The sequence below is a fragment of the Streptomyces sp. NPDC006463 genome (genome assembly GCF_042870715.1).
Classification (GTDB): domain Bacteria; phylum Actinomycetota; class Actinomycetes; order Streptomycetales; family Streptomycetaceae; genus Streptomyces.
In genome coordinates this window covers 306,612-325,781 of sequence record NZ_JBIAHP010000007.1, presented here as the reverse complement: position 1 = coordinate 325,781, position 19,170 = coordinate 306,612, and the positions used below count along the sequence as shown (strand labels likewise).

The following is a 19,170-nucleotide window of genomic DNA, read 5'->3' as shown; positions in this document are numbered from 1 at the left end:
GTCGACGGGGTCAGTCGACGGGGTCAGTCGACGGGCCGTAGCGCCCGCTCGGACCGCAGCGCCGCCCAGGCGGCCACGGCGGCCAGGGCCGCGACCGCGGCGAGGGCGAGGCCTCCGGTCAGGGGCGAGGGATCGGGCGGGGCCTGGTTCCAGAGGTACAGCTGGTACTGGGCCTCGGCGGGCAGGTTCAGCAGATCGGCGATCCAGCGGTGCGGCAGGAACGGCGCCGCCGGAAGCAGCACGAGCGGAGCGGTCACCAGCAGGGGTCCGACCCCGAGCGCGAGGGTCCCGATGACGCTGCGCAGCAGGGCCGCCGCGAGCCCGGCGAGGGAGACGAAGAGGACCTGGACCAGGAGGGCGGCGGCGATGGCGCCGATCGCCTGGCCCCAGGTCGCGGACTCGACGGGCAGGGGAGGCGGAGTGTGGACGGCCCCGCCGCCGAACCCCGGGGGCACCGCGCGGGGCCGCACCGGCCACAGCCGGGCGAGCGCCGAAGCGGCCAGCCACAGCAGCACGCCGGTGACGATCTGACCGGCGAGCGACAGGGCGAGTGCGGCGCCCGCCTTGCGCGCCCACAGCACCCCGACGCGGTTCTCGAACAGGCGCAGGGCGCTCCAGGTGCCGCCCTCCAGGGTCTGGCCGAGTCCCGTCGCGACGACCACCGCCGTGAGGACGAGCCCCAGCAGGGTCGCGAACTGCCAGGCCGCCGCCCGCAGTGCGGACGGTAGCGAGGTGAGTGCCGACACCGAGGGGTCGAGCACCCCGTACGAGGCGCCCGAGATCCAGAGCCGGCCGACGAGCGCCAGGGCCAGCAGCACCACGGCCGCGGTCACGCCCCACACGGGAACGGTCCACAGGGCCCGCAGCTCGCCGGCCCAGGCGGCCCCTTCCCCGCGCACCGGCCGCCGCCGGGTACCGGCCATCAGGCGCGGTCCCGGGTCCGGTTGAGGCGGTCCAGCCCGAGCCAGAGCAGGCCGATGAGGGCCAGGGTCGGCAGGACACGGAGCAGGACGGGGACGGTGGAGGGGTCGGTCGAGATCCAGAAGTGGTCCCAGACCCCGTCGACCGCGCCGAAGCCGACGAGGTCGGCCAGCGCGCCGCCGGGAAGCCAGGCGCCCAGCCCCGGGGCGGCGGAGGTGCGGACCACCAGGACGAGCAGCAGCATCCCGGCGAGGAAGGTGCGCATCGGCTGGCGCAGCAGTGCGCCGAGGGCGACCGCGACGGCTGCGGCCCCGGCCAGCACGGCAGCCCCGGCCAGTACGCCGAGTGCGGTGTCGGCGAGGACGGTGCCGAGGGCGCCGGGCGAAGGCAGCGGATAGGCGCCACGGCCGTACAGCAGGCCGAACGCGGCCGTCACGGCGGCGGACGCGCACAGCAGCGCGAGGCTCCACACCCAGACGGCCAGGGCCTTGGCGGCGAGGAGCCGGCTGAGGCGGGACTCGTAGAGGAGCAGCGGCACGATGCTGCCCCGGGTCCACTCGCCCGCGACGGAGAAGGCCGCCAGCATGACGAGGAGCGCGAGCCCCGGGACGGACGTCATCAGCCGTACGGTCCACAGCAGGGCACCCGCGGGATGCTGGGCCTGCGCGGCACGCACCCCTTCCGCGACGAAGCGGTCCTGGATCCGCTCCAGCCCGACGGCCTGCAGGGGCACCTCGGCGAGGCACTTGGCCTTCTGCTCCGGGGTGTTCCGCTTGGACTCGCACGAGGCGGGGAGGAAGTCGAGGTTGGACTGCACCTGTTGGATGTTGTACGAGGCCATGTTCTGGCTCACCCAGGCGCAGTAGAGGGAGCCGAAGACGAACAGCGCGGCGAGGGTGAGGGCCAGCGGGTGCCGCAGCAGCCGGCGGGTCTCGGCCCGGACGAGGCGGTTCACCGGCGGCCGCCGTCTCCGACGAGCCCGAAGAACCAGTCTTCGAAGGCGGCCGGACCGCTCTCGGGGTCGTAGCCGAGTGCGTCGAGGGTGCCGGCGGCGACGATACGTCCCTGGGCGAGCATGATCACGCGGTGGCAGATGCGCTGGATCTCGTCGAGCTGGTGGCTGGAGACGAGGACGGCGGCTCCGCGGGCGGCTTCCTCGGCCACGATCCGCCGCACCATGCGCAGTCCCTCGGGGTCGAGCCCGTTGGTGGGCTCGTCGAGGATCAGCAGATCGGGCTGCTTGAGCAGCGCCGCGGCGATGGCCAGCCGCTGCCGCATGCCCTGCGAGTACGTCCCGAGCCGCCGGTCGGCGGCGCCGCTGAGCCCGACGCGGTCGAGCGTGCGGGCGATGCGCCCGCCGTCGGGAAGCCCGGCGGTGTCGAGCAGGGTGCGCAGCATGGCGCGTCCGGTGGACCACCGGTGGAAGGCGGGAGCGTCGAGCGCGGCCCCGAGCCGGTCGAGCTGCCGCGGCCGCATCGGCAAGGCCTCCCCGAACAGCCGCACCTCACCGGAATCGGGGGTGGACAGCCCGGTGATCACCCGCATCAGGGTGGTCTTGCCCGCGCCGTTGAGCCCGAGGAGGCCGACGATCTCGCCGGCCTCCAGGCTGAGATGGACCCCTTCCAGCACGGAGTGCTTCCGGAAGCTCTTGGTCACTTCGTGACAGGAAAGGACGCTCATCGTCTGAGATTACTTCCAGTCGTAGACGACGCGACCCGACGAGTGGACGAAGGCCGGGGCGTTCGCGATCTGCATGTAGTAGCTGCCGGCGGGGGCGTTGTTGAACTCCTTCCAGAACGTGCCGTTGTCGCAGGACCAGTCACGCCAGGCGACCCACTGGTCGGGCTGCCAGGACTTGTCGATCTTGAAGTCGTAGCCGACCCGGCCCTGAGCGCCGTTGCTCGTGGCGCACGCGTCCTGCGATGCCGCCTGGCTGTTGCCCGGGGCCGACCAACGGCCGGTCTCCGCACCCACGCCCTCGTCGGTGAAGGAGAAGTACTTGGTCTGCGTGTACGCGGCGAAGGCGTTCGGCGCGAGTGCGCCAACGAGTCCTGCTGCGAGCGCGGCCGTCATCGCGGCCGACTTCATGCGAGTACGCATGGGGTTCCCTCCCGATTGCTCCACCTTCCCCGGTGGAGTCTGTGCACTGCGTGCCGTCATCGACACCCAGCAGGAGATGATCTTGATCTTTTCTTTGGATTTGGTCAACTTGCGAAAGGAACACGCCAATTCATCGACGTTCGGGTTTGTTCTTCCTGTGGCCTGATCTCATCCCCGATGGGAGCGTCCGGGTGAGACCGGTTCGACGCGCGACTCCTTGCGGGAAGCGGTCAGGGGGGCTGCACCCGCGCCTCGGCAGGTGGACATTGCGGGCACCTCAAGTCCCCGGCTCGTGGCGTGAAATCGCCTGACTGAGCATCAGTCGGCCGTGATGCGGGCGTGTTGGGCCAGGACCAGGCTCTTGCCGGGCCGCCGCGCCGATCGCTCTCCCGGGCAGGTCCTACGGCCAGAGCAGTTCGCGGACCCAGGAGCCGTCGGCGGTGCGGCGGTAGCGCAGGCGGACGTGGCGGCGGGCGGCGTCGCCCTGGAAGAACTCGACCTCCGCGGGGTCGAGCACGTAGCGCGTCCAGGTCGGGGCCGGGGCGTCCGGCTCGGCCCCGGCCCGCTCCCAGGCGGCCGTCGAAGCCTGCGTCAGCTCCTCGGCGGAGCCGAGGACCTCGCTCTGGTGGCCCGTGAGCGCGGCGGCCAGCGCCCCGCGCGACCGCACGGCCAGGTCGGCCCGGCTCTCCTCGGGTCCGCAGGCGGTCACCCGCCCCCGGATCCGCACCTGCCGGGCCACGGCCGGCCAGTAGAACCCGAGCGCGGCCTCCGGCTGCCCGGCCAGCTGCCTGCCCTTGGCGCTGGTGGCGTGCGAGGCGAAGTGCCAGCCGCGCTCGTCGGCGTCGTGCAGCATCAGCGTCCGTACGTCGGGCCGCCCGTCGCCGTCCACGGTCGCCAGGCTCATGGTGTGCGGCTCGGCCTGCCCCGCCCGCGCGGCGTGCGTGAACCACTCCCGGAACAGCGCCAACGGCTCCTCGGGCGCCTGCCCGGCATCGAATCCGGGAAGCGGGCCGTCCCACACCCGCAGGGAGTGCAGGGTCTCGCGGAACTCGTCGGTGCCGATCTCACGGGTCATGCCACCCATGGAACACCACGAGGCGGCCCGACGGATCAAGGCCGTCCGGGTCGGCCCGGGCCACGGGAGCGGGCTCCGGGAGCGGGCCACGGGAGCGGGCCACGGGAGCGGGCCACGGGAGCGGGCCGGGAGCGGGCCACGGGAGCGGGCCACGGGAGCGGGCCACAGGAGCGGGCCCCTCACCCCCGCCCCAGGATCACCGTCCCCGACGAGCAGAACCAGCCGCCCGTGCCCGAGGCCAGGGCTACCTCCGGGAGGCGGTCGCCGGGCTTGGTGACCTGGCCCGGGCCGGCCTCGCCGCGGAGTTGGCGGACCGCCTCGACGAGCAGGAACAGGCCCCGCATGCCCGGGTGGCAGGCGGAGAGGCCGCCGCCGTCCGTGTTGACCGGGAGCTCCCCCCCGCGCAGCAGGCGGCCCTTCTCCACGAAGGCCCCGCCCTCGCCCTTCGCGCAGAAGCCGAGGTCCTCCAGGGTCACCAGGGTCATGTACGTGAAGGCGTCGTAGATCTCGGCCACATCCACGTCCGCCGGCGTCAGGCCCGCCCGCTCGAAGGCGGTCCGGCCCGAGACCGCCGCCGGGGACACCGTGAAGTCCTCCCACTCCGACATCGTGGTGTGGGACACCGAGGTCCCCGTCCCCAGGATCCAGACCGGTGCCTTCGCCGTGTCCGGTACGTAGTCCTCCGCCGCCAGCAGCACCGCGCAGCCGCCGTCCGAGCGGATGCAGCAGTGCAGCTTCGTGAACGGGTCCGCGATCATCTCGCCCGACAGGACATCGTCCACCGTGATCGGGTCGCGGAACATCGCGTCCGGGTTCGTGGCCGCGTTCGCGCGGGCCTGCACGGCCACCGCGGCGAGCTGTTCCAGCGTCGTCCCGTACTCGTGCATGTGGCGGCGGGCGGCCATCGCGTACTTGGAGACCAGCGTGTGCCCGTACGGGACCTCGAACTGCAGCGGTCCCCGCGCCCCGAAGGAGAGGTTCGAGGTCCGCCGCCGGGCCTTGATGTCCGCGCGGGCCGTGGATCCGTAGACCAGCAGGACGGCGTTGGCGTGCCCTGCGGCGATCGCGTCCGCCGCGTGGGCGGCCATGACCTCCCAGGTGGAGCCGCCCACCGAGGTGGAGTCGACCCAGGTGGGGCGCAGGCCCAGGTACTCGGCCACCTCGACCGGCGCGAGCGTGCCGAGGCCGGCGGAGGCGAAGCCGTCGATGACCGAGCGGTCCAGGCCGGAGTCGGCCAGGGCGCGGCGGGCGGCCTGCGCGTGCAGGGCGTATGGGGTGGGTCCGTCCACCCGCCCGCAGTCCGAGAGCGCGACGCCGACCACCGCGACCCTCCGGCGCGGGCGGGGTGCACGGCCGGGGACGGGTCCGGATGCGGGTCCGGAAAGGGGTCCGGGTGTGAGTCCAGGCATGAGGGGACGGTACATCTGACGCATCGTCAGAAGCTAGCCCGCGACGCGGCCCGTTCCGTCCGCCCCCTGTGCATCTGACGCCGCCCGCCCTAACATGACGGCCCGTCAGATACCCCCGGCTGTCGCTGGGAGGTGCCCTCGGGAGGAGCCCGACGATGGATGCCGCCTTCACCGCGGAGCAGGAAGAGATGCGCCGTACCCTGCGCGAGATCCTGGGCAAACGCTGCGGTCCGGACGAGGTCAAAGCCGCCGTCCGCACCGCCTGCGGACACGACCGCGAGCTGTGGCAGCAGCTCTCCCAGCGGCTCGGACTGCCGGGCCTCGCCGTCGCCGAGGAGTACGGCGGCGTCGGCTGTACGCCCGCCGACCTGGCCCTGGCCTGCGAGGAGACCGGGCGGGCGCTGCTGCCCTCGCCGCTGTTCGCCACCGCCGCGCTCTGCGTGCCGCTGATCATCGCGCTCGGCACCGCCGCCCAGCGCTCCGCGCTGCTCCCGCCGCTGGCCGCCGGCGGCCTGACCGCCGCCCTCGCCGTCCCCGGCCCGGCGCTGGCCACCGCCCTCGCGCTGACCGGCGACAACACCGTCGGCCCGTGGTCCGGCGGCGGCCGCGCGGGCGGGGTCCAGGCCCGCCCCGACGCGGACGGCGACGGCTGGCGGCTGTACGGGGAGGCCGCCCAGGTGCTCGACGGGCACAGTGCCTCGCTGCTGCTGGTCGCCGCGCACACGGGCGGTTTCGCGCGCAGCCGTACGCTGCTGTTCCTCGTACGGGAGGACGCGCCCGGACTCGTCCGGTCGAGGCAGGCCACCTTGGACGAGACCCGCCCCCAGGCCCGGATCCAGCTGAGGGACTCCCCGGCCGAGTTGCTGGGCGAGGCGGGCGCCGACGACGGTGCCGGCGTACCGGGCGCCCTCGCCGCCACCGGCGCCACCGCCAGCGCCGTGCTCGCCGCCGAGGCGGTCGGCGCCGCCGCCCAGGCGCTCGCCCGCACCGTGGAGTACGTACAGCAGCGAGAGCAGTTCGGCCGGGCGATCGGCTCCTTCCAGGCGGTCAAGCACCGCCTCGCCGACCTCTACGTACAGGTGCAGGCGGCCCGCTCGGCGGCCTACTACGCCGCCTGGGACCCGCGGCAGGGCGGCCTCGCCCTCGCCCAGGCCCTGGAGGCGCTGCGCGTGACCGCGGGCGAGGCGATCCAGCTGCACGGCGGCATCGGCTTCACCTGGGAGCACGACGCGCACCTCTACTTCAAGCGGGCGGCGGCCGACGAGCTGCTGTTCGGCCCTGTCCACCGGCTGCGGGCGCACGCCGCCGACCGCGCGGGCCTGTTCGCGTCCCCGACCGCACAAGTGAAGGTGGCCGTCTGATGGCTCGCACCGACCGGGTGCCCCCCGGCGTCAAGCTGATGCAGAAGGTCTCCTCGACCATGCTGTTCGCCAAGATCGCACCGCACTTCATCCCCGCCATGGACAAGGCGGTGCACAAACTGACCCGCGGCAAGGTCATGCTCAGCGCCCAGATGCTGCCGGGCGTGATCCTCACCGCCAAGGGCGCCAGGACCGGCGAGCCGCGCACCACCCCGCTCGCCTGCATGCCGGAGCACGACGGCGCGAGCTGGCTGCTGATCGGCTCCAACTTCGGGCGGCCCGGGCACCCGGCGTGGACCGGGAACCTGCTCAAGCACCCGGACGCGTCCGTGAGCTGGAAGGGCCAGGACATCGCCGTACGGGCCCGGCTGCTGGCAGGTGACGAGCGCGCTGCGGCGTGGCAGGCGGTGCTGGGGTTCTGGCCGCCGTACGCGACGTACCAGGCGCGCATCGAGCGCGAGATCCGGCTGTTCCGCCTGGAGCGTCGCTGATCGCAGGCGTACGGAAGCAGTACCGGGGCGGCGGACCCTGGAGGGGCCCGCCGCTACTTGGTGGGCTTCTTGCCCGTGATGCCGAGGTGGACCAGCAGCGCCAGGTTCGGCTTGAGTTCGGCCTGCTTGACGCCCCAGGTCTGGAAGCCCTTCTGGTGCGAGGCGACCGCGGCCAGCATCGCGACCAGCGAACCGGCCATCGCCGCCGGGCTGATGTCCTTGTCGACCTTGCCCTTGGACTGGAGCTCCTTCACCGACTCCGTGAGGGAGTTGGTGACCGAGTTCAGGATCTTCATGCGGATCTTGTAGAAGCGCTTGTCGCCCTCGGCCGCGCCGAGGTCGACGACCCGCAGGATCGCGTCGTTGCGCCGCCAGAACTCCAGGAAGCCCTCGACGAGTTCCTCCGCGGCGGCCCAGCCGGCCTTGCCGACCCAGTTCCGGCCCTCGACCAGTGCCGTCAACTGGGCACCTTCGGTGGCCATTTGTTCGGCGATCTCCAGGACGGCGCCTTCGACGTCCGGGAAGTACTGGTAGAAGGTCGCGGGGGAGGTGCCGGCCTTGCGTGCGACATCGATCACCTTGACGTCGCGGTACGGCGAGGAGCTGAGCATCTCGCCGAGGCAGTCGAGCAGCTTCTGCCGCGTCGCCTGGCCGCGCCGGCCTGCGACACGCCCGTCGACGGTGCGTACTTGTCCTGTCATGCCGTCAGCTTACCGAGGGGTGATGGGCGCGCTATTCGGCCGCCTGCAAATGGGGTTACGGGGTCCCTGGCCTGGGCGGAAGTAGATCCCGTGCGGTCGCGGCGGCGAAATCCGGCCACGATCCAGCCGTGATCCGGCCGCTGTCCGGCCGTGGTGCGACCGCGGTGCGCCCGCGCGACCGGCTGCGGGGCCCGGTCCGGGCGTGTCGCCCGGTTCCTCAGCGTTTCCCCCGATTAGTCTTATCAACAGGCTGTGGACAAGTTTTCGGGCGGATCATGGCTTGGAGAGGTGAGAGGGTACACACCCCCGCACAACGGAAGGAACCGGGCCCATGGCGGCATTCGCGGAAGGCGCACCCTGCTGGGTGGACGCCTCGCTCCCGGACGTCGAGGCGGGCAAGCGCTTCTACGGTGAGCTCTTCGGGTGGACCTTCTCCCAGGGTGCGGGCGCCGAGTACGGCCACTACACGCAGGCCTACAGCCGCGGTCGCAACGTCGCCGCGCTCGCCCCCAAGCCCGACGGCCGTATGCCCACCGTATGGGGGATCTACCTCTACACCCGCGACGCCTACGCCTGTGCCCAGCGCATCCGCGCCGCCGGGGGCCAGATGGTGATGGACCCCATGCCGGTCGGCCCGTACGGGACCGCAGCCATGGCCGCCGATCCCGGCGGGGCCGTCTTCGGCCTGTGGCAGCCCGGCACCCACCACGGCTTCGAGGCCCAGCAGGAGCCGTACACGTACTGCTGGACCGAGGTCTACACGCGCGCCCGCGACGCCGTGGACGTCTTCTACGCCAAGGTCTTCGGCTACGTCCCGCAGGACCAGGACGACGCGGGCGTGGAGTACCGCGTCTGGTCCCCGCCCGGCAGCGCCCCCGGCACCGACACCGCCGTCATGGGCCGCAGCCTGATCACCGACGCGTTCCCGGAGATCATGCCGGCCCACTTCCTCGTGTACTTCGCCGTCCCGGACTGCGACCGGTCCGTGGCCGCGGTGCAGCGGCTCGGCGGCCGGGTCACCGCCGACCCCTTCGACACCCCGTACGGGAGGATCGCGGTCGTCGCCGACAATCAGGGGGCCGTCTTCGGGCTGCTGTCGGAACCCGGCACCGAGCTGGCGGACCAGTCCTGAACCACGCCTGAACCGTGCCCCGGGCCGCGCCCGGGCCATGCCCGGCCGGCGCCGGACGCGAGCGTGACCTAGACGACAGGACCCGGCGTCCGCCGTGCCGGGGCCGGACCGGGCGCGGGCCTGACAGAATCGGGGTGCGCGACCCGGGCGGCGTCCGGGGGTGAGACGCTGCACGGGGCACGACCAGGGCCCCGTACCGGTGCGCGCACTGGTGGAAGCGGGCCCGGCGAGGGCTCGTACGGGGAGGTGTGGAGGCGAGTGGTGGAGCAGCTGACGCAGCACGACCCGAGACGGATCGGCCCCTTCGAGGTGCTGGGACGGCTCGGCGCCGGCGGCATGGGGCTGGTCTATCTCGCGCGGTCCGCGTCCGGACGGCGGGTCGCGATCAAGACGGTGCGCACCGAGCTCGCCGAGGACCAGCTGTTCCGGGTCCGCTTCACCCGCGAGGTGGAGGCGGCCCGCGCCGTGTCCGGCTTCTACACCGCGGCCGTGGTCGACGCCGACCCCCGTGCCGCCGTGCCGTGGCTGGCCACCGCCTACGTCCCGGCGCCCTCCCTGGAGGAGATCGTCAACGAGTGCGGGCCCATGCCCGCCCAGGCCGTACGGTGGCTCGCGGCCGGCATCGCCGAGGCGCTGCAGTCCATCCACGGCGCCGGCCTGGTCCACCGCGACCTGAAGCCGTCCAACGTCCTCGTCGTCGAGGACGGGCCGCGCGTGATCGACTTCGGCATCGCGAGCGGGGTCTCCAACACCCGCCTGACCATGACGAACGTCGCCGTCGGCACCCCCGCGTACATGTCGCCCGAGCAGGCGAAGGACTCGCGCAGCGTCAAGGGCGCCAGCGACGTCTTCTCGCTCGGTTCGACGCTGGTCTTCGCCGCGACCGGGCATCCGCCGTACCACGGGGCCAACCCGGTGGAGACGGTCTTCATGCTGCTGCGCGAGGGACCCAACCTGGAGGGGCTGCCCGAGGAGCTGCGGCCGCTGATCGACTCCTGCATGCAGATGGACGCCACGCTGCGGCCGACCCCGGCCGACCTGCAGGCGCAGCTCGCCCCGCACCTGTTCGACGGCGGCGACGACAGCGGGACCGCCTCGGCGTGGCTGCCCGGGCGGGCCGTCGCGATGATCGAGGCCCGGCGGGCGGGCAACCGTACGCCGGCCGCCGCCGTGGTGCCCGCGCCCGGCCCCGGCCGGGACGGCGGGAGCGGCTCCGGCGCCTCCCGCGGGCCGGGTTCCGGACCCGCCACGCACCGCCGCCAGCGCGGCGCCGAGGCGTGGGTGGACCCGCGCACCGGCCAGGCCGTTCCGCAGCGCCCGCACCACCCGCCGATGTCCCCGGCGCCCTCGGGCGAGCCCGTCCGGCTGGGCGGCTCCCCGGTGCCGATCGGCCCCGGGCCGCGCGCGAGCGCCGCGGCGCCCGCCGCGCACGTCTCCGTGGACTCGGCGACCGGCTGGGTCCGCCCGCCCGGCGGCGCGGCGGCCGCCACCCCGTCCGGCTCCGCCGTGGCGTCCGTACCGGGCCCCGGTCCGGCCCCGGACAGCGGCCGCTGGCGCCCGTGGCGCTTCCGCATGTCCAACGAGGTCTGGGGCACCCCGACCGTCGCCGGCGACCTGCTCTACGTCACCTCCTTCGAGGTGCACGCCCTGGACGTGGCGAGCGGCCGCCGCCAGTTCAAGACCCGGGACGTCGCCTGGTCCATGGCCGTCGCCGACGGCCGCATCCACGCCTCCGACGGCCCCTCCCTCTTCGCGCTCGACGCCTCCGACGGCTCCGAGCGGTGGCGGCTGGCGTCCGACGCCTGGGTGTACGCCCTGCGCGCGGAGCGCGGCACGGTCGTCACCGCCACCCGCGGTGGCGGCGTACAGGGCTGGGAGGCGTCCAACGGCCAGAAGCTCTGGGAGCTGACCGGCGCGCAGACCGACTTCGAGACCCCGGAGGCGGCCCCCGTCCTGCACGACGGCACGGTGTACGTGTGGGCGGACGCCCGGCTGCGCGCGCTCGACGCACGCAGCGGCCGCGAGTCCTGGTCGTACCCGGTCGGCGACGCCGCCTCCTGCGGGAACGTCCCCGTACGGGTCACCCCGGCGCCGGACGGCAACGTCTACGTCGCGGCCGGCACCCGGGTGCTGTCCGTGGACCGGGCGTCGGGGCGGGTCCGCTGGCACTTCGAGGCCCCCGCGGTCTTCCTGGCGCCGCCCGCCTTCGCGCCGGGCGCCGCCGTCACGGGCGGCGGGGTCTACCTCGCCGACTATCTGGGCACCGTGTACGCGCTGGACGCGGCCACCGGGCAGGACCGCTGGCGGATCGCGACGGAGGCGCGCTCGTCCGCGGACCCGGTGCTGGTGGCGAACGGCAACGTCCACCTGGGCGCGGGCAGCGCGCTGTACACGCTCGACGCGGTCACCGGCACCCCCAAGTGGCGGTTCGCGGCGGGTGGCGAGATCACCGGCCTGCCCGCGGTCGCGGACGGCCGGGTGCACTTCGGCTCGGCCGACCACTGCCTGTACACGCTGGACGCGGCGGGCGGGCAGCTGCGCTGGAAGCTGGCCACGGGCGGTGAGATCACGGGTGCCCCCGTCGCCGAGGCGGGCGTGGTCTACGCGTGCAGCAAGGACCGCTGCGTGTACGCCCTGGACGCGGCCAAGGGCACCGGCACCCGTACGAGCGGCTGACCTGTCCGGGGCGGGGCTGCGGCCCCGCCGGGTAGCGCACCGGACGGGGAGTGACAGGATGGACCCCATGAGCAACGTCTACTTCGACATCAACATCAACGGCGAGGCCGCGGGCCGCATCGTCTTCAACCTCTTCGACGACGTCGTCCCGAAGACCGCCCAGAACTTCCGCGAGCTGGCCACCGGCGTGCACGGCTTCGGCTACGCGGGCTCGCCGTTCCACCGCGTCATCCCCGAGTTCATGCTCCAGGGCGGCGACTTCACCAACCAGAACGGCACCGGCGGCAAGAGCATCTACGGCGAGAAGTTCGCCGACGAGAACTTCCAGCTGAAGCACGACCGCCCGTTCCTGCTGTCGATGGCGAACGCCGGCCGCAACACCAACGGCTCGCAGTTCTTCATCACGACCATCCCGACCCCGTGGCTCGACGGCAAGCACGTCGTCTTCGGCGAGGTCGTCGAGGGTTCGGACCTGGTCAAGAAGATCGAGTCCCTGGGCTCCCAGTCCGGCGCCACCCGCGCCAAGATCGAGATCGCGGCCTCGGGCGTCGTCGACGCCGCCTGATCACCTCTCCGCCAGTACGGCCGGTCGGCCCCGCCCCTCCCCGGGGGCCGGGGCCGCCGCCGTTTCCGGCGTGCGGCCGGGCGTGCGTCCGGGCGGGCGTCCGTGGGACGGCCGTCGTGCAAGGCACGGAAGGGGCTCGGACGGCGGCCGCCGCTTCGATGAGACCCATCGGCGGGCCGCGTACGCCGTCGCGGACATGCCCGGCCCTCCACTGTGGGCCTCGGTCCCGACGCTACGCCCGGGCTCCGGCCCGCGCACGCGGGGACGCGTCCGAGGCCGCGTCCGGCTCGCGGTTCAGCGGCAGCCCCTCCTCCCGGGCCGCCGGGCCGCAAGGCTGGTGCCTGTCCAGGGGGCGCCTGGTAGCGTGACGCGCCGTCTGTCCAACGGGAGGGGTCAGGGCCATGGTGGCTGGACGTCGAATCAGATTCACCGCGGTGCTCGTCGCCGTCGTGTTCGCGCTGACCGGGTTCTCGTCGCACGGCGGGAGCAGCAGCAGCGGAAGCAGCGGCAAGAGCAAGAGCAGCGGCGGTGGCGGCTGCTCCAGCTCCAAGACGAAGAAGAAGTCCCACAGCAGCGGCAACGGCAGCTCGGCCAGCCCGACGCCCTCGCCCAGCAGCACCGCCCCCGCGCACGCCGAGGTCGTCAGCTGCGCCGGCGCCGGGAAGCAGGAAGCGACCCTCAAGGTCACCTCCGACATGAACACCGAGCGCGCGGTGGAGGTGCCGGTGGTGTTCGAGGGGACGAACGGCGCCGCGGTCGACCGCAACACCATCCGGCTCACCCTCAAGGCCAACGAGACCCGGACCGTCACCGTCTCGATGACGCAGACGGACAAGGCGGCCGAGGTCAAGAACTGCCGGCTCGGCCGGATCACCCGCTCCTAGGGTGTCTGACGGATCAGGGCCGGGCCCGGCTCGCCCGGCAACCGCGGCTTGCTGCGTTGTCGTCGGTCGCCGACGTCCCCCAGCTACCGCTGGGAGGTGCCCCCACCGCGTCGACTCCCTCCTCCGCCTTGCAATCCACGGCACCAGCCGACCCGGGCTATCCGACCCTGATCCGTCAGACACCCCTAGGCCTTCTCGCGCTCGGCCGGGGCCCTCACCGCACCCGCGGCTCCGGCGCCCGCCGCCGCCCCGCGAACAGTTCCGCCTGCCGCTCCGGCGCCAGGTTCCCCAGTGCGATCAGCGCCGGAGCCTGGGCCAGCGCCTGCTGCAGCGCTGCCTGCTTCGCCGACCACAGGGCCCGTACGGTGCCCTGCACGGCCTCCGTCGGGAAGCCGGCCAGCGTCTGCGCCGCGCGCAGCGCCGCCGGGAGCAGGTCCCCGGGCTCGGTCAGCTCCGACACCAGGCCGATGTCGTAGGCCCGCTGCGCGGAGAGCCGTTCCGCCGTCCCCATCAGGGACATCCGGGCGGCCTCCCCGAAGGGCATCCGCTGCGCCATGTAGACGGCCTCGTAGGCGCTGACCATCCCGTACGAGGTGTGCGGGTCGAAATACGTCGCGGACGTGGACGAGATGATGAACTCCGCCTCGCCCAGCAGGTAGAAGGCCCCGCCGCACGCCATGCCGTTCACGGCCGCGATCACCGGCTTCCACAGGTCGCCCGCCTTCGGGCCGATGGAGAGCAGCGGATCGTCGGCCGAGTACGGGGAGCCCGGCTGGGGGACGTCCACGCCGCGGTCGATGCCGGTGCAGAAGGCCGCCGTCCCGGCTCCCGTCAGCACCACCGCCCGTACGTCGTCGGCGAAGCGGAACTCCCGCCACGCCTCGCTCAGTTCGGCCGCGGTCTCCAGGTCGACGGCGTTGTGCCTGCGTTCCCGGTCCAGGGTGACGACCGCGACCCCGGTCGCCTTGTCCCGCTCCACCCGCAGGGTCATGACCGCTCCAGGATCCAGCGCGGCACGGCCATGCCGCCCGTCCCGGTGAAGACCACCTGCACGCGCGCGCCGATGCGCAGCCGGGCCGGGTCGACCGAGTTCAGCGGGGCGTCCGCCGAGGCCACCAGGTTCCCGGCCAGCCGGATGTGCGGGGCTTCGGCGAGCTCCACGAGGATCACGTTGTACGGGGCCTGCGCGGCGTACGCGGGCAGCAGCGGCGGGTGCGGCCGTACGTAGGACCAGATCCGGCCGCGGCCGGACATCAGGCGCCACTCGGAGTCGAAGGACCGGCAGTGCGGGCAGCAGGGGCGCGGCGGGAAGCGGAGTCTGCCGCAGGCGGCGCATGCCTGGACGCGGAGTTCGCCCCGGGCGGCGTACTCCCAGAAGGGGGCGCCGTCCTCGTCGGGGACCGGGAGCAGCAGATCGTCGGTGGTGGGTGCGGTCATCGGTCGGCTCCTCAGGCTCGCAGCAGGATCGCGGACGTCGGGACGCCCTCGCCCGCCGTCACCAGGCAGGTGGCGGCGTCGGGCACCTGGGCGGTGGAGACGCCGCGCAGCTGCTTGACGCCCTCGTTGATCAGGTTGAAGCCGTGCACGTAGGCCTCGCTGAGGCCGCCGCCGCCCGTGTTGATCGGGAGCCGGCCGCCCATCTCCAGGGCCCCGCCCTCGGTGAAGGCGGCCCCCTCGCCGCGCCCGCAGAAGCCGTAGCCCTCCAGGGAGAGCGGGATCAGCGGGGTGAAGGCGTCGTAGATCTGCGCGACGTCCACGTCCTGGGGCCCGAAGTCGGCCCGCTTCCACAGGTGCCGGGCCGCGGTCCAGGCGGGCCCGGACAGCGGGTCGTCGTTCCAGTAGTTGACCATGCCGTGGTGCTGGGCGGGCAGGCCCTGGGCGACGGAGTGCACGTACACGGGCTTCTGGCGGCAGTCCCGGGCCCGCTCCGCGGAGACGATCACGCAGGCCAGCGCCCCGTCGGTCTCCAGGCAGTTGTCGAAGAGGCAGAGCGGGTCGCTGATCATGCGGGAGCTCATGTACATCTCGCGGGTCAGCGGGCGCTCGTACATCATCGCGGCCGGGTTCTCGTTGGCCCGGTTGCGGCAGGCCATCGCCACGTTGAAGAGGTGGTCGCGGGTGGCGCCGTACTCGTGCATGTAGCGGCGGGCCAGCATGCCGATCTCGTCGGCGGGGCGCAGCAGGCCGAAGGGGCGGGTCCACTGTCCGGGGGTGGGCAGCTGGACGGCGGTGTTCTTCCAGGGGCGGGGGCCGGAGCCGCGCTTGCGGGAGCGCCAGGCGACGCCGACGGTGGCCTGGCCGGTTGCGACGGCGGTGGCGAGGTGGCCGACGGTGGCGCAGGAGCCGCCTCCTCCGTAGCCGACCTTGGAGAAGAATGTGACGTCGCCGGCGCCGATGGCCTTGGCGACCTCGACCTCGTCGGTCTCCTCCATGGTGTACGAGGCGAAGGCGTCGACCTCGGACGGTTCGATGCCCGCGTCGGCGAGGGCCGCCAGGACGGCCCGGCAGGCCAGTTCTTTCTCGGACTGGGGCAAGTGTCTGGCAAAGGCGGTCTGGCCGATGCCGACTATCGCCGTAGCGTCCTTGAGCGTTGCCGCCATCGCCACCTCCGGGGTGCGCCAGTACTGACAGCCGCGAAGGCTACAGCTAATCTGACGGATAGTCAGCTACTGGTGCCGGGGAGGGGCGGACGATGGACGAGGACGCGCACGGGGACATACACGGGGACGCACGCGAGGTGCGGCGCGAGGACGAGCACGACGACCCTCGCGGGGACCTGCGCTGGGGCAGCATCGCCGGACTGGTCCGGGCGTCGGCGGCACGGTACGCCGAGCGCGAGGCCGTCGTCGACGGCCGCGTCCGGATCAGTTACGCGCAGCTCGGCGAGCGCGTCGAGCGCGCCGCGGCCGCCTGCCTCGCCGCCGGGGTCGGGCCCGGCGACCGGGTCGCCGTCTGGGCCCCCAACACCCTGGAGTGGATCGTCTCCGCGCTCGGCGCCGTCTCCGCGGGCGCGGTCCTCGTCCCCCTCAACACCCGTTTCAAGGGCACCGAAGCCGCGTACGTCCTGCGGCGCAGCCGCGCCAGGCTCCTCTTCGTCACCGGCACCTTCCTCGGCACCTCGTACGTCGCCTCCCTGCGCCGTGCCGCGGCCGAGGGCCCCGGCACCGGGCCGCTGCCAGGGCTGCCGCACCTGGAGCAGGTCGTCGTCCTCGCCGAGGACGCCCCCGAGTCCTTCCGCACCTGGAAGGACTTCCTCGCGGGCGGGGACCCCGTACCGGCGGAAGCCGTCCGCGAACGCGCCGAAGGGATCCGGCCCGACGACCCCTCCGACATCATCTTCACCTCCGGCACCACCGGCAGCCCCAAGGGCGCCGTCATCACCCACGCCCAGTCCCTGCGCTGCTACGCCGTCTGGAGCGAGCTCGCCGGACTGCGCGAGGGCGACCGCTACCTGATCGTGAACCCCTTCTTCCACACCTTCGGCTACAAGGCCGGGATCATCGCCTGCCTGATGCGCGGCGCCACGATGGTCCCCCAGCCCGTCTTCAACGTGGACACCGTCCTCGCCAACATCGCCGCCGAGCGGATCTCCGTACTCCCGGGCCCGCCCACCCTCCACCAGTCACTCCTCGACCACCCCCAGCGCGACCACCACGACCTGACCGCCCTGCGCCTGGTGGTCACCGGCGCGGCCGTGGTCCCGCTCAGGCTCGTCGAACGGCTCCGCGGCGAGCTGCACATCGCCACCGTCCTCACCGCGTACGGGCTCTCCGAGGCCAGCGGCATCGTCACCATGTGCCGGCGCGGCGACCCGGCGGAGGTCATCGCCGCCACCTCGGGCCGGCCCATCCCCGGCACCGAGGTCCGCATCGCCGGACCCGAAGGCGGCGCCCTGCCCGCCGGCACGGCCGGCGAGGTGTGGGTCCGGGGCCACCACGTCATGCGGGGCTACTTCGAGGACCCGGCCGAGACCGCCGCGGCCGTCACCGCGGAGGGCTGGCTGCGCACCGGCGACGTCGGAGTGCTCGACGAGGGCGGCAACCTGCGCATCACCGACCGGATCAAGGACATGTTCATCGTCGGCGGGTTCAACGCCTACCCCGCCGAGATCGAGCAGCTCATCGGCCTCCACCCGGACATCGCGGACGTGGCCGTGGTCGGCGTCCCGGACCCGCGGCTCGGCGAGGTCGGCAAGGCGTACGCGGTCCGCCGCCCCGGCTCCACCCTCACCGCCGACGACCTGATCGCCTGGTCCCGGCGGGAGATGGCCAACTACAAGGTGCCGCGCGAGGTGGAGTTCGTCACCGAACTGCCGCGCAACGCGAGCGGGAAGGTCCTCAAGCGGGAGCTGCGCGCGCGTTGAGGCCCGCCGTCCGGAACAGGCCGATCAGGGGAGGAGCGCGCCCAGGTCGATGGCCACGGGGAAGGGGACCGCCACCTTGAGCCACTCACGGTGGATCCCGGTGGCGACGTACGACCGGGTGACCGCGTCCAGCTCGTAGACGTGGACCGCGGGTCCGCTCGCCTCGTCCTCGACGCGCCAGAAGTGGGGGATCCCGGCCTGGGCGTACTTGAAGGGCTTGATGGAGCGGTCGCGGTCGGCTGACTCCTCGGACACCACTTCGATCACCAGGGCGACCTCGTCCGGGAGGTAGCGGGTGCGGTCGGGGTCGTAGGTGACTGCCGCAGCCAAGATGGCCGGCTCGGGCCGGCTCCTCTTGTCGAGGCGGACGGTCATTTCCCGTGAGACCTCGATGCCGTCGGGCGCGGCCTGCCGCAGGCTGAAGGTGAGGTTCTCCACGAGCCGGGAGTGCCAGGACCGCTGCGGGGACACCCTGAAGATCAGCGCTCCGCCGATGAGTTCCGTGTGCCGGGGAGCCTGGGGCAGGTGATCGAGGTCGTCTGCTTCCCACCCGCTCGGGCGGGGCGGGATCATCCATTCGGGGAGCTCGGCGGCCATGGTGCCCTCCAGAGGGTGCTGAGCCAGCCTACTCGTCCGCGCCCTGGTGGACGGGCGCTTGGCGGGGCTGCTCGGCTCTCCGGGCCAGGACCAGCCGCCAGCGGGGTGCGCCCTGGGGGGTGCGGCCGAAGTGCTCCAGCGGCACGGTCTCCACGGTGAAGCCGGCCGCCCGCAGGTCGGCGCGGACCCCGCCCAGCGGGAAGGTCCGGTAGTACATGACGAAGGGCGGCCGCCACACCGCGTTGCGTACCCGCATCACCGCGTCGAAACCGGCCACCGCCCACCACAGCGGTGAGCTCGGCGGGATCGGGGCGCCGATCGGGAAGGCGAAGACCCCGCCCTCGCGCAGCGCGCCGTGGATCCCGGAGAAGAGGGCGGGCCGCTCGGCCGGCAGGAAGTGGCCGAATGCCCCGAAGCTCACGGCCAGGTCGTACGAGTCCCCGAGCGCGGGCGGCAGGGCCCGCGCGTCCGCCCGTACGAAGTCCACGCGCTCGTCCGGGTACGCCCGCGCGGCCTCGGCCAGCATGCCCTGGCTCAGGTCCACCCCGGTGACGCGCTCCCGGCACAGCCGCCGCAGCATCCCGATCGCTGCTCCGGTGCCGCAGCACACGTCCAGCCCGGCGCCGAAGGAGCCCTCCCGCTGGGCGAGGGTCTCCTCGACGGCGTCGAGCATCCGGTCCGGGGTGCGGAACGGCGTGAGGTCGAACTTCGGCGCCAGCAGGTCGTAGCCCCGCTCGACGGAGGAGAGGCCCTGCACGGCGAGTTCTCGGACGCTCGGCCCTTGGGTGGTGAACACACACCCAGCGTATGGGCACGCGGACGCACGCGTGCGGCGGCCGCGGTGGCTCCCCCTCCAGGCCACCGCGGCCGCCGTTCCCCCGTTACTTCCCCCGTG

The 19,170-nt window shown here is 73.3% G+C and carries 19 protein-coding genes; 7 read left to right on the top strand and 12 right to left on the bottom strand.

The features are described from left to right. Positions 1–23 precede the first annotated feature (23 nt). The 6 genes from ACFYOB_RS15845 to ACFYOB_RS15820 form a co-directional block, all read right to left on the bottom strand. Entirely contained in the window at positions 24–923 is a 900-nt protein-coding gene (locus ACFYOB_RS15845) for a hypothetical protein (RefSeq protein ID WP_388560139.1), read from the bottom strand. Then, complete coding sequence (locus ACFYOB_RS15840) at positions 923–1,876, bottom strand: hypothetical protein (RefSeq protein WP_388560137.1); 954 nt, start codon at positions 1,874–1,876, stop codon at positions 923–925. The genes ACFYOB_RS15845 and ACFYOB_RS15840 overlap by 1 nt, the downstream gene beginning before the upstream one ends. Further along, positions 1,873–2,601: an ABC transporter ATP-binding protein gene (locus ACFYOB_RS15835; RefSeq protein ID WP_388560135.1), complete on the bottom strand. Its 729-nt coding sequence runs from the start codon at positions 2,599–2,601 to the stop codon at positions 1,873–1,875. The genes ACFYOB_RS15840 and ACFYOB_RS15835 overlap by 4 nt, the downstream gene beginning before the upstream one ends. Before the next feature lie 9 nt (positions 2,602–2,610). After that, on the bottom strand, positions 2,611–3,021 hold the full coding sequence (locus tag ACFYOB_RS15830; RefSeq protein ID WP_388560133.1) for a hypothetical protein: 411 nt from the start codon (positions 3,019–3,021) through the stop codon (positions 2,611–2,613). A 400-nt stretch (positions 3,022–3,421) separates the two neighbouring features. Next, positions 3,422–4,096 (bottom strand): pyridoxal 5'-phosphate synthase, encoded by a 675-nt coding sequence (locus ACFYOB_RS15825; protein ID WP_388560131.1) that lies wholly within the window; start codon positions 4,094–4,096, stop codon positions 3,422–3,424. 179 nt (positions 4,097–4,275) lie between these two features. Continuing rightward, positions 4,276–5,505: an acetyl-CoA acetyltransferase gene (locus ACFYOB_RS15820; protein WP_388560130.1), complete on the bottom strand. Its 1,230-nt coding sequence runs from the start codon at positions 5,503–5,505 to the stop codon at positions 4,276–4,278. Between the two features lie 155 nt (positions 5,506–5,660). On the opposite strand from ACFYOB_RS15820, the gene ACFYOB_RS15815 reads away from it, so the two are divergent. Then, a complete protein-coding gene (locus ACFYOB_RS15815) occupies positions 5,661–6,866 on the top strand; it encodes an acyl-CoA dehydrogenase family protein (protein WP_388560128.1) in 1,206 nt (401 codons plus the stop codon). Beyond that, on the top strand, positions 6,866–7,357 hold the full coding sequence (locus ACFYOB_RS15810; protein WP_388560126.1) for a nitroreductase family deazaflavin-dependent oxidoreductase: 492 nt from the start codon (positions 6,866–6,868) through the stop codon (positions 7,355–7,357). The genes ACFYOB_RS15815 and ACFYOB_RS15810 overlap by 1 nt, the downstream gene beginning before the upstream one ends. 53 nt (positions 7,358–7,410) lie before the next feature. On the opposite strand, the gene ACFYOB_RS15805 is transcribed toward ACFYOB_RS15810, so the two are convergent. Continuing rightward, on the bottom strand, positions 7,411–8,058 hold the full coding sequence (locus ACFYOB_RS15805) for a TetR family transcriptional regulator (protein WP_328926228.1): 648 nt from the start codon (positions 8,056–8,058) through the stop codon (positions 7,411–7,413). Between the two features lie 331 nt (positions 8,059–8,389). Between ACFYOB_RS15805 and ACFYOB_RS15800 the strand changes: the two genes are divergently transcribed. From ACFYOB_RS15800 to ACFYOB_RS15785, 4 genes are all read left to right on the top strand, one after another. Next, on the top strand, positions 8,390–9,190 hold the full coding sequence (locus tag ACFYOB_RS15800) for a VOC family protein (RefSeq protein ID WP_388560124.1): 801 nt from the start codon (positions 8,390–8,392) through the stop codon (positions 9,188–9,190). A 261-nt stretch (positions 9,191–9,451) separates the two neighbouring features. Beyond that, complete coding sequence (locus ACFYOB_RS15795) at positions 9,452–11,866, top strand: serine/threonine-protein kinase (RefSeq protein ID WP_388560122.1); 2,415 nt, start codon at positions 9,452–9,454, stop codon at positions 11,864–11,866. 67 nt (positions 11,867–11,933) lie between these two features. Then, positions 11,934–12,431 carry a peptidylprolyl isomerase gene (locus tag ACFYOB_RS15790; protein ID WP_388560121.1) on the top strand — a complete coding sequence of 166 codons (498 nt, stop codon included), beginning with the start codon at positions 11,934–11,936 and terminating at the stop codon, positions 12,429–12,431. Positions 12,432–12,832: 401 nt separating this feature from the next. Then, a complete protein-coding gene (locus ACFYOB_RS15785; RefSeq protein ID WP_388560119.1) occupies positions 12,833–13,315 on the top strand; it encodes a hypothetical protein in 483 nt (160 codons plus the stop codon). A gap of 214 nt (positions 13,316–13,529) precedes the next feature. Here the strand turns inward: ACFYOB_RS15785 and ACFYOB_RS15780 are convergent, their stop codons facing one another. From ACFYOB_RS15780 to ACFYOB_RS15770, 3 genes are read right to left on the bottom strand one after another with little or no spacing between them, the layout of a single operon-like run. Then, on the bottom strand, positions 13,530–14,306 hold the full coding sequence (locus tag ACFYOB_RS15780; protein ID WP_388560117.1) for an enoyl-CoA hydratase/isomerase family protein: 777 nt from the start codon (positions 14,304–14,306) through the stop codon (positions 13,530–13,532). Further along, on the bottom strand, positions 14,303–14,752 hold the full coding sequence (locus ACFYOB_RS15775; protein ID WP_388560115.1) for a Zn-ribbon domain-containing OB-fold protein: 450 nt from the start codon (positions 14,750–14,752) through the stop codon (positions 14,303–14,305). The genes ACFYOB_RS15780 and ACFYOB_RS15775 overlap by 4 nt, the downstream gene beginning before the upstream one ends. 11 nt (positions 14,753–14,763) lie before the next feature. Further along, positions 14,764–15,915, bottom strand: a complete 1,152-nt coding sequence (locus ACFYOB_RS15770; RefSeq protein ID WP_388560114.1) for a lipid-transfer protein — start codon at positions 15,913–15,915, stop codon at positions 14,764–14,766. A 92-nt stretch (positions 15,916–16,007) separates the two neighbouring features. Between ACFYOB_RS15770 and ACFYOB_RS15765 the strand changes: the two genes are divergently transcribed. Further along, positions 16,008–17,678: a FadD3 family acyl-CoA ligase gene (locus ACFYOB_RS15765; protein WP_388560112.1), complete on the top strand. Its 1,671-nt coding sequence runs from the start codon at positions 16,008–16,010 to the stop codon at positions 17,676–17,678. 24 nt (positions 17,679–17,702) lie between these two features. Here the strand turns inward: ACFYOB_RS15765 and ACFYOB_RS15760 are convergent, their stop codons facing one another. Together ACFYOB_RS15760 and ACFYOB_RS15755 are read right to left on the bottom strand one after the other, a co-directional pair. Continuing rightward, positions 17,703–18,275 (bottom strand): Uma2 family endonuclease, encoded by a 573-nt coding sequence (locus ACFYOB_RS15760; protein ID WP_388560110.1) that lies wholly within the window; start codon positions 18,273–18,275, stop codon positions 17,703–17,705. Between the two features lie 28 nt (positions 18,276–18,303). Next, a complete protein-coding gene (locus ACFYOB_RS15755) occupies positions 18,304–19,071 on the bottom strand; it encodes a class I SAM-dependent methyltransferase (protein ID WP_388560108.1) in 768 nt (255 codons plus the stop codon). Between the last annotated feature and the right edge of the window lie 99 nt (positions 19,072–19,170).

What these genes read in the sequence shown, in the direction of transcription:
- ACFYOB_RS15775 (WP_388560115.1), bottom strand. Translation starts at nt 14,752, where the DNA reads ATGACCGCACCCACCACCGACGATCTGCTGCTCCCGGTCCCCGACGAG.
- ACFYOB_RS15810 (WP_388560126.1), top strand. Translation starts at nt 6,866, where the DNA reads ATGGCTCGCACCGACCGGGTGCCCCCCGGCGTCAAGCTGATGCAGAAG.
- ACFYOB_RS15765 (WP_388560112.1), top strand. Translation starts at nt 16,008, where the DNA reads ATGGACGAGGACGCGCACGGGGACATACACGGGGACGCACGCGAGGTG.
- ACFYOB_RS15835 (WP_388560135.1), bottom strand. Translation starts at nt 2,601, where the DNA reads ATGAGCGTCCTTTCCTGTCACGAAGTGACCAAGAGCTTCCGGAAGCAC.
- ACFYOB_RS15820 (WP_388560130.1), bottom strand. Translation starts at nt 5,505, where the DNA reads ATGCCTGGACTCACACCCGGACCCCTTTCCGGACCCGCATCCGGACCC.
- ACFYOB_RS15760 (WP_388560110.1), bottom strand. Translation starts at nt 18,275, where the DNA reads ATGGCCGCCGAGCTCCCCGAATGGATGATCCCGCCCCGCCCGAGCGGG.
- ACFYOB_RS15800 (WP_388560124.1), top strand. Translation starts at nt 8,390, where the DNA reads ATGGCGGCATTCGCGGAAGGCGCACCCTGCTGGGTGGACGCCTCGCTC.
- ACFYOB_RS15825 (WP_388560131.1), bottom strand. Translation starts at nt 4,096, where the DNA reads ATGACCCGTGAGATCGGCACCGACGAGTTCCGCGAGACCCTGCACTCC.
- ACFYOB_RS15805 (WP_328926228.1), bottom strand. Translation starts at nt 8,058, where the DNA reads ATGACAGGACAAGTACGCACCGTCGACGGGCGTGTCGCAGGCCGGCGC.
- ACFYOB_RS15815 (WP_388560128.1), top strand. Translation starts at nt 5,661, where the DNA reads ATGGATGCCGCCTTCACCGCGGAGCAGGAAGAGATGCGCCGTACCCTG.
- ACFYOB_RS15785 (WP_388560119.1), top strand. Translation starts at nt 12,833, where the DNA reads ATGGTGGCTGGACGTCGAATCAGATTCACCGCGGTGCTCGTCGCCGTC.
- ACFYOB_RS15845 (WP_388560139.1), bottom strand. Translation starts at nt 923, where the DNA reads ATGGCCGGTACCCGGCGGCGGCCGGTGCGCGGGGAAGGGGCCGCCTGG.
- ACFYOB_RS15830 (WP_388560133.1), bottom strand. Translation starts at nt 3,021, where the DNA reads ATGCGTACTCGCATGAAGTCGGCCGCGATGACGGCCGCGCTCGCAGCA.
- ACFYOB_RS15770 (WP_388560114.1), bottom strand. Translation starts at nt 15,915, where the DNA reads ATGGCGGCAACGCTCAAGGACGCTACGGCGATAGTCGGCATCGGCCAG.
- ACFYOB_RS15790 (WP_388560121.1), top strand. Translation starts at nt 11,934, where the DNA reads ATGAGCAACGTCTACTTCGACATCAACATCAACGGCGAGGCCGCGGGC.
- ACFYOB_RS15780 (WP_388560117.1), bottom strand. Translation starts at nt 14,306, where the DNA reads ATGACCCTGCGGGTGGAGCGGGACAAGGCGACCGGGGTCGCGGTCGTC.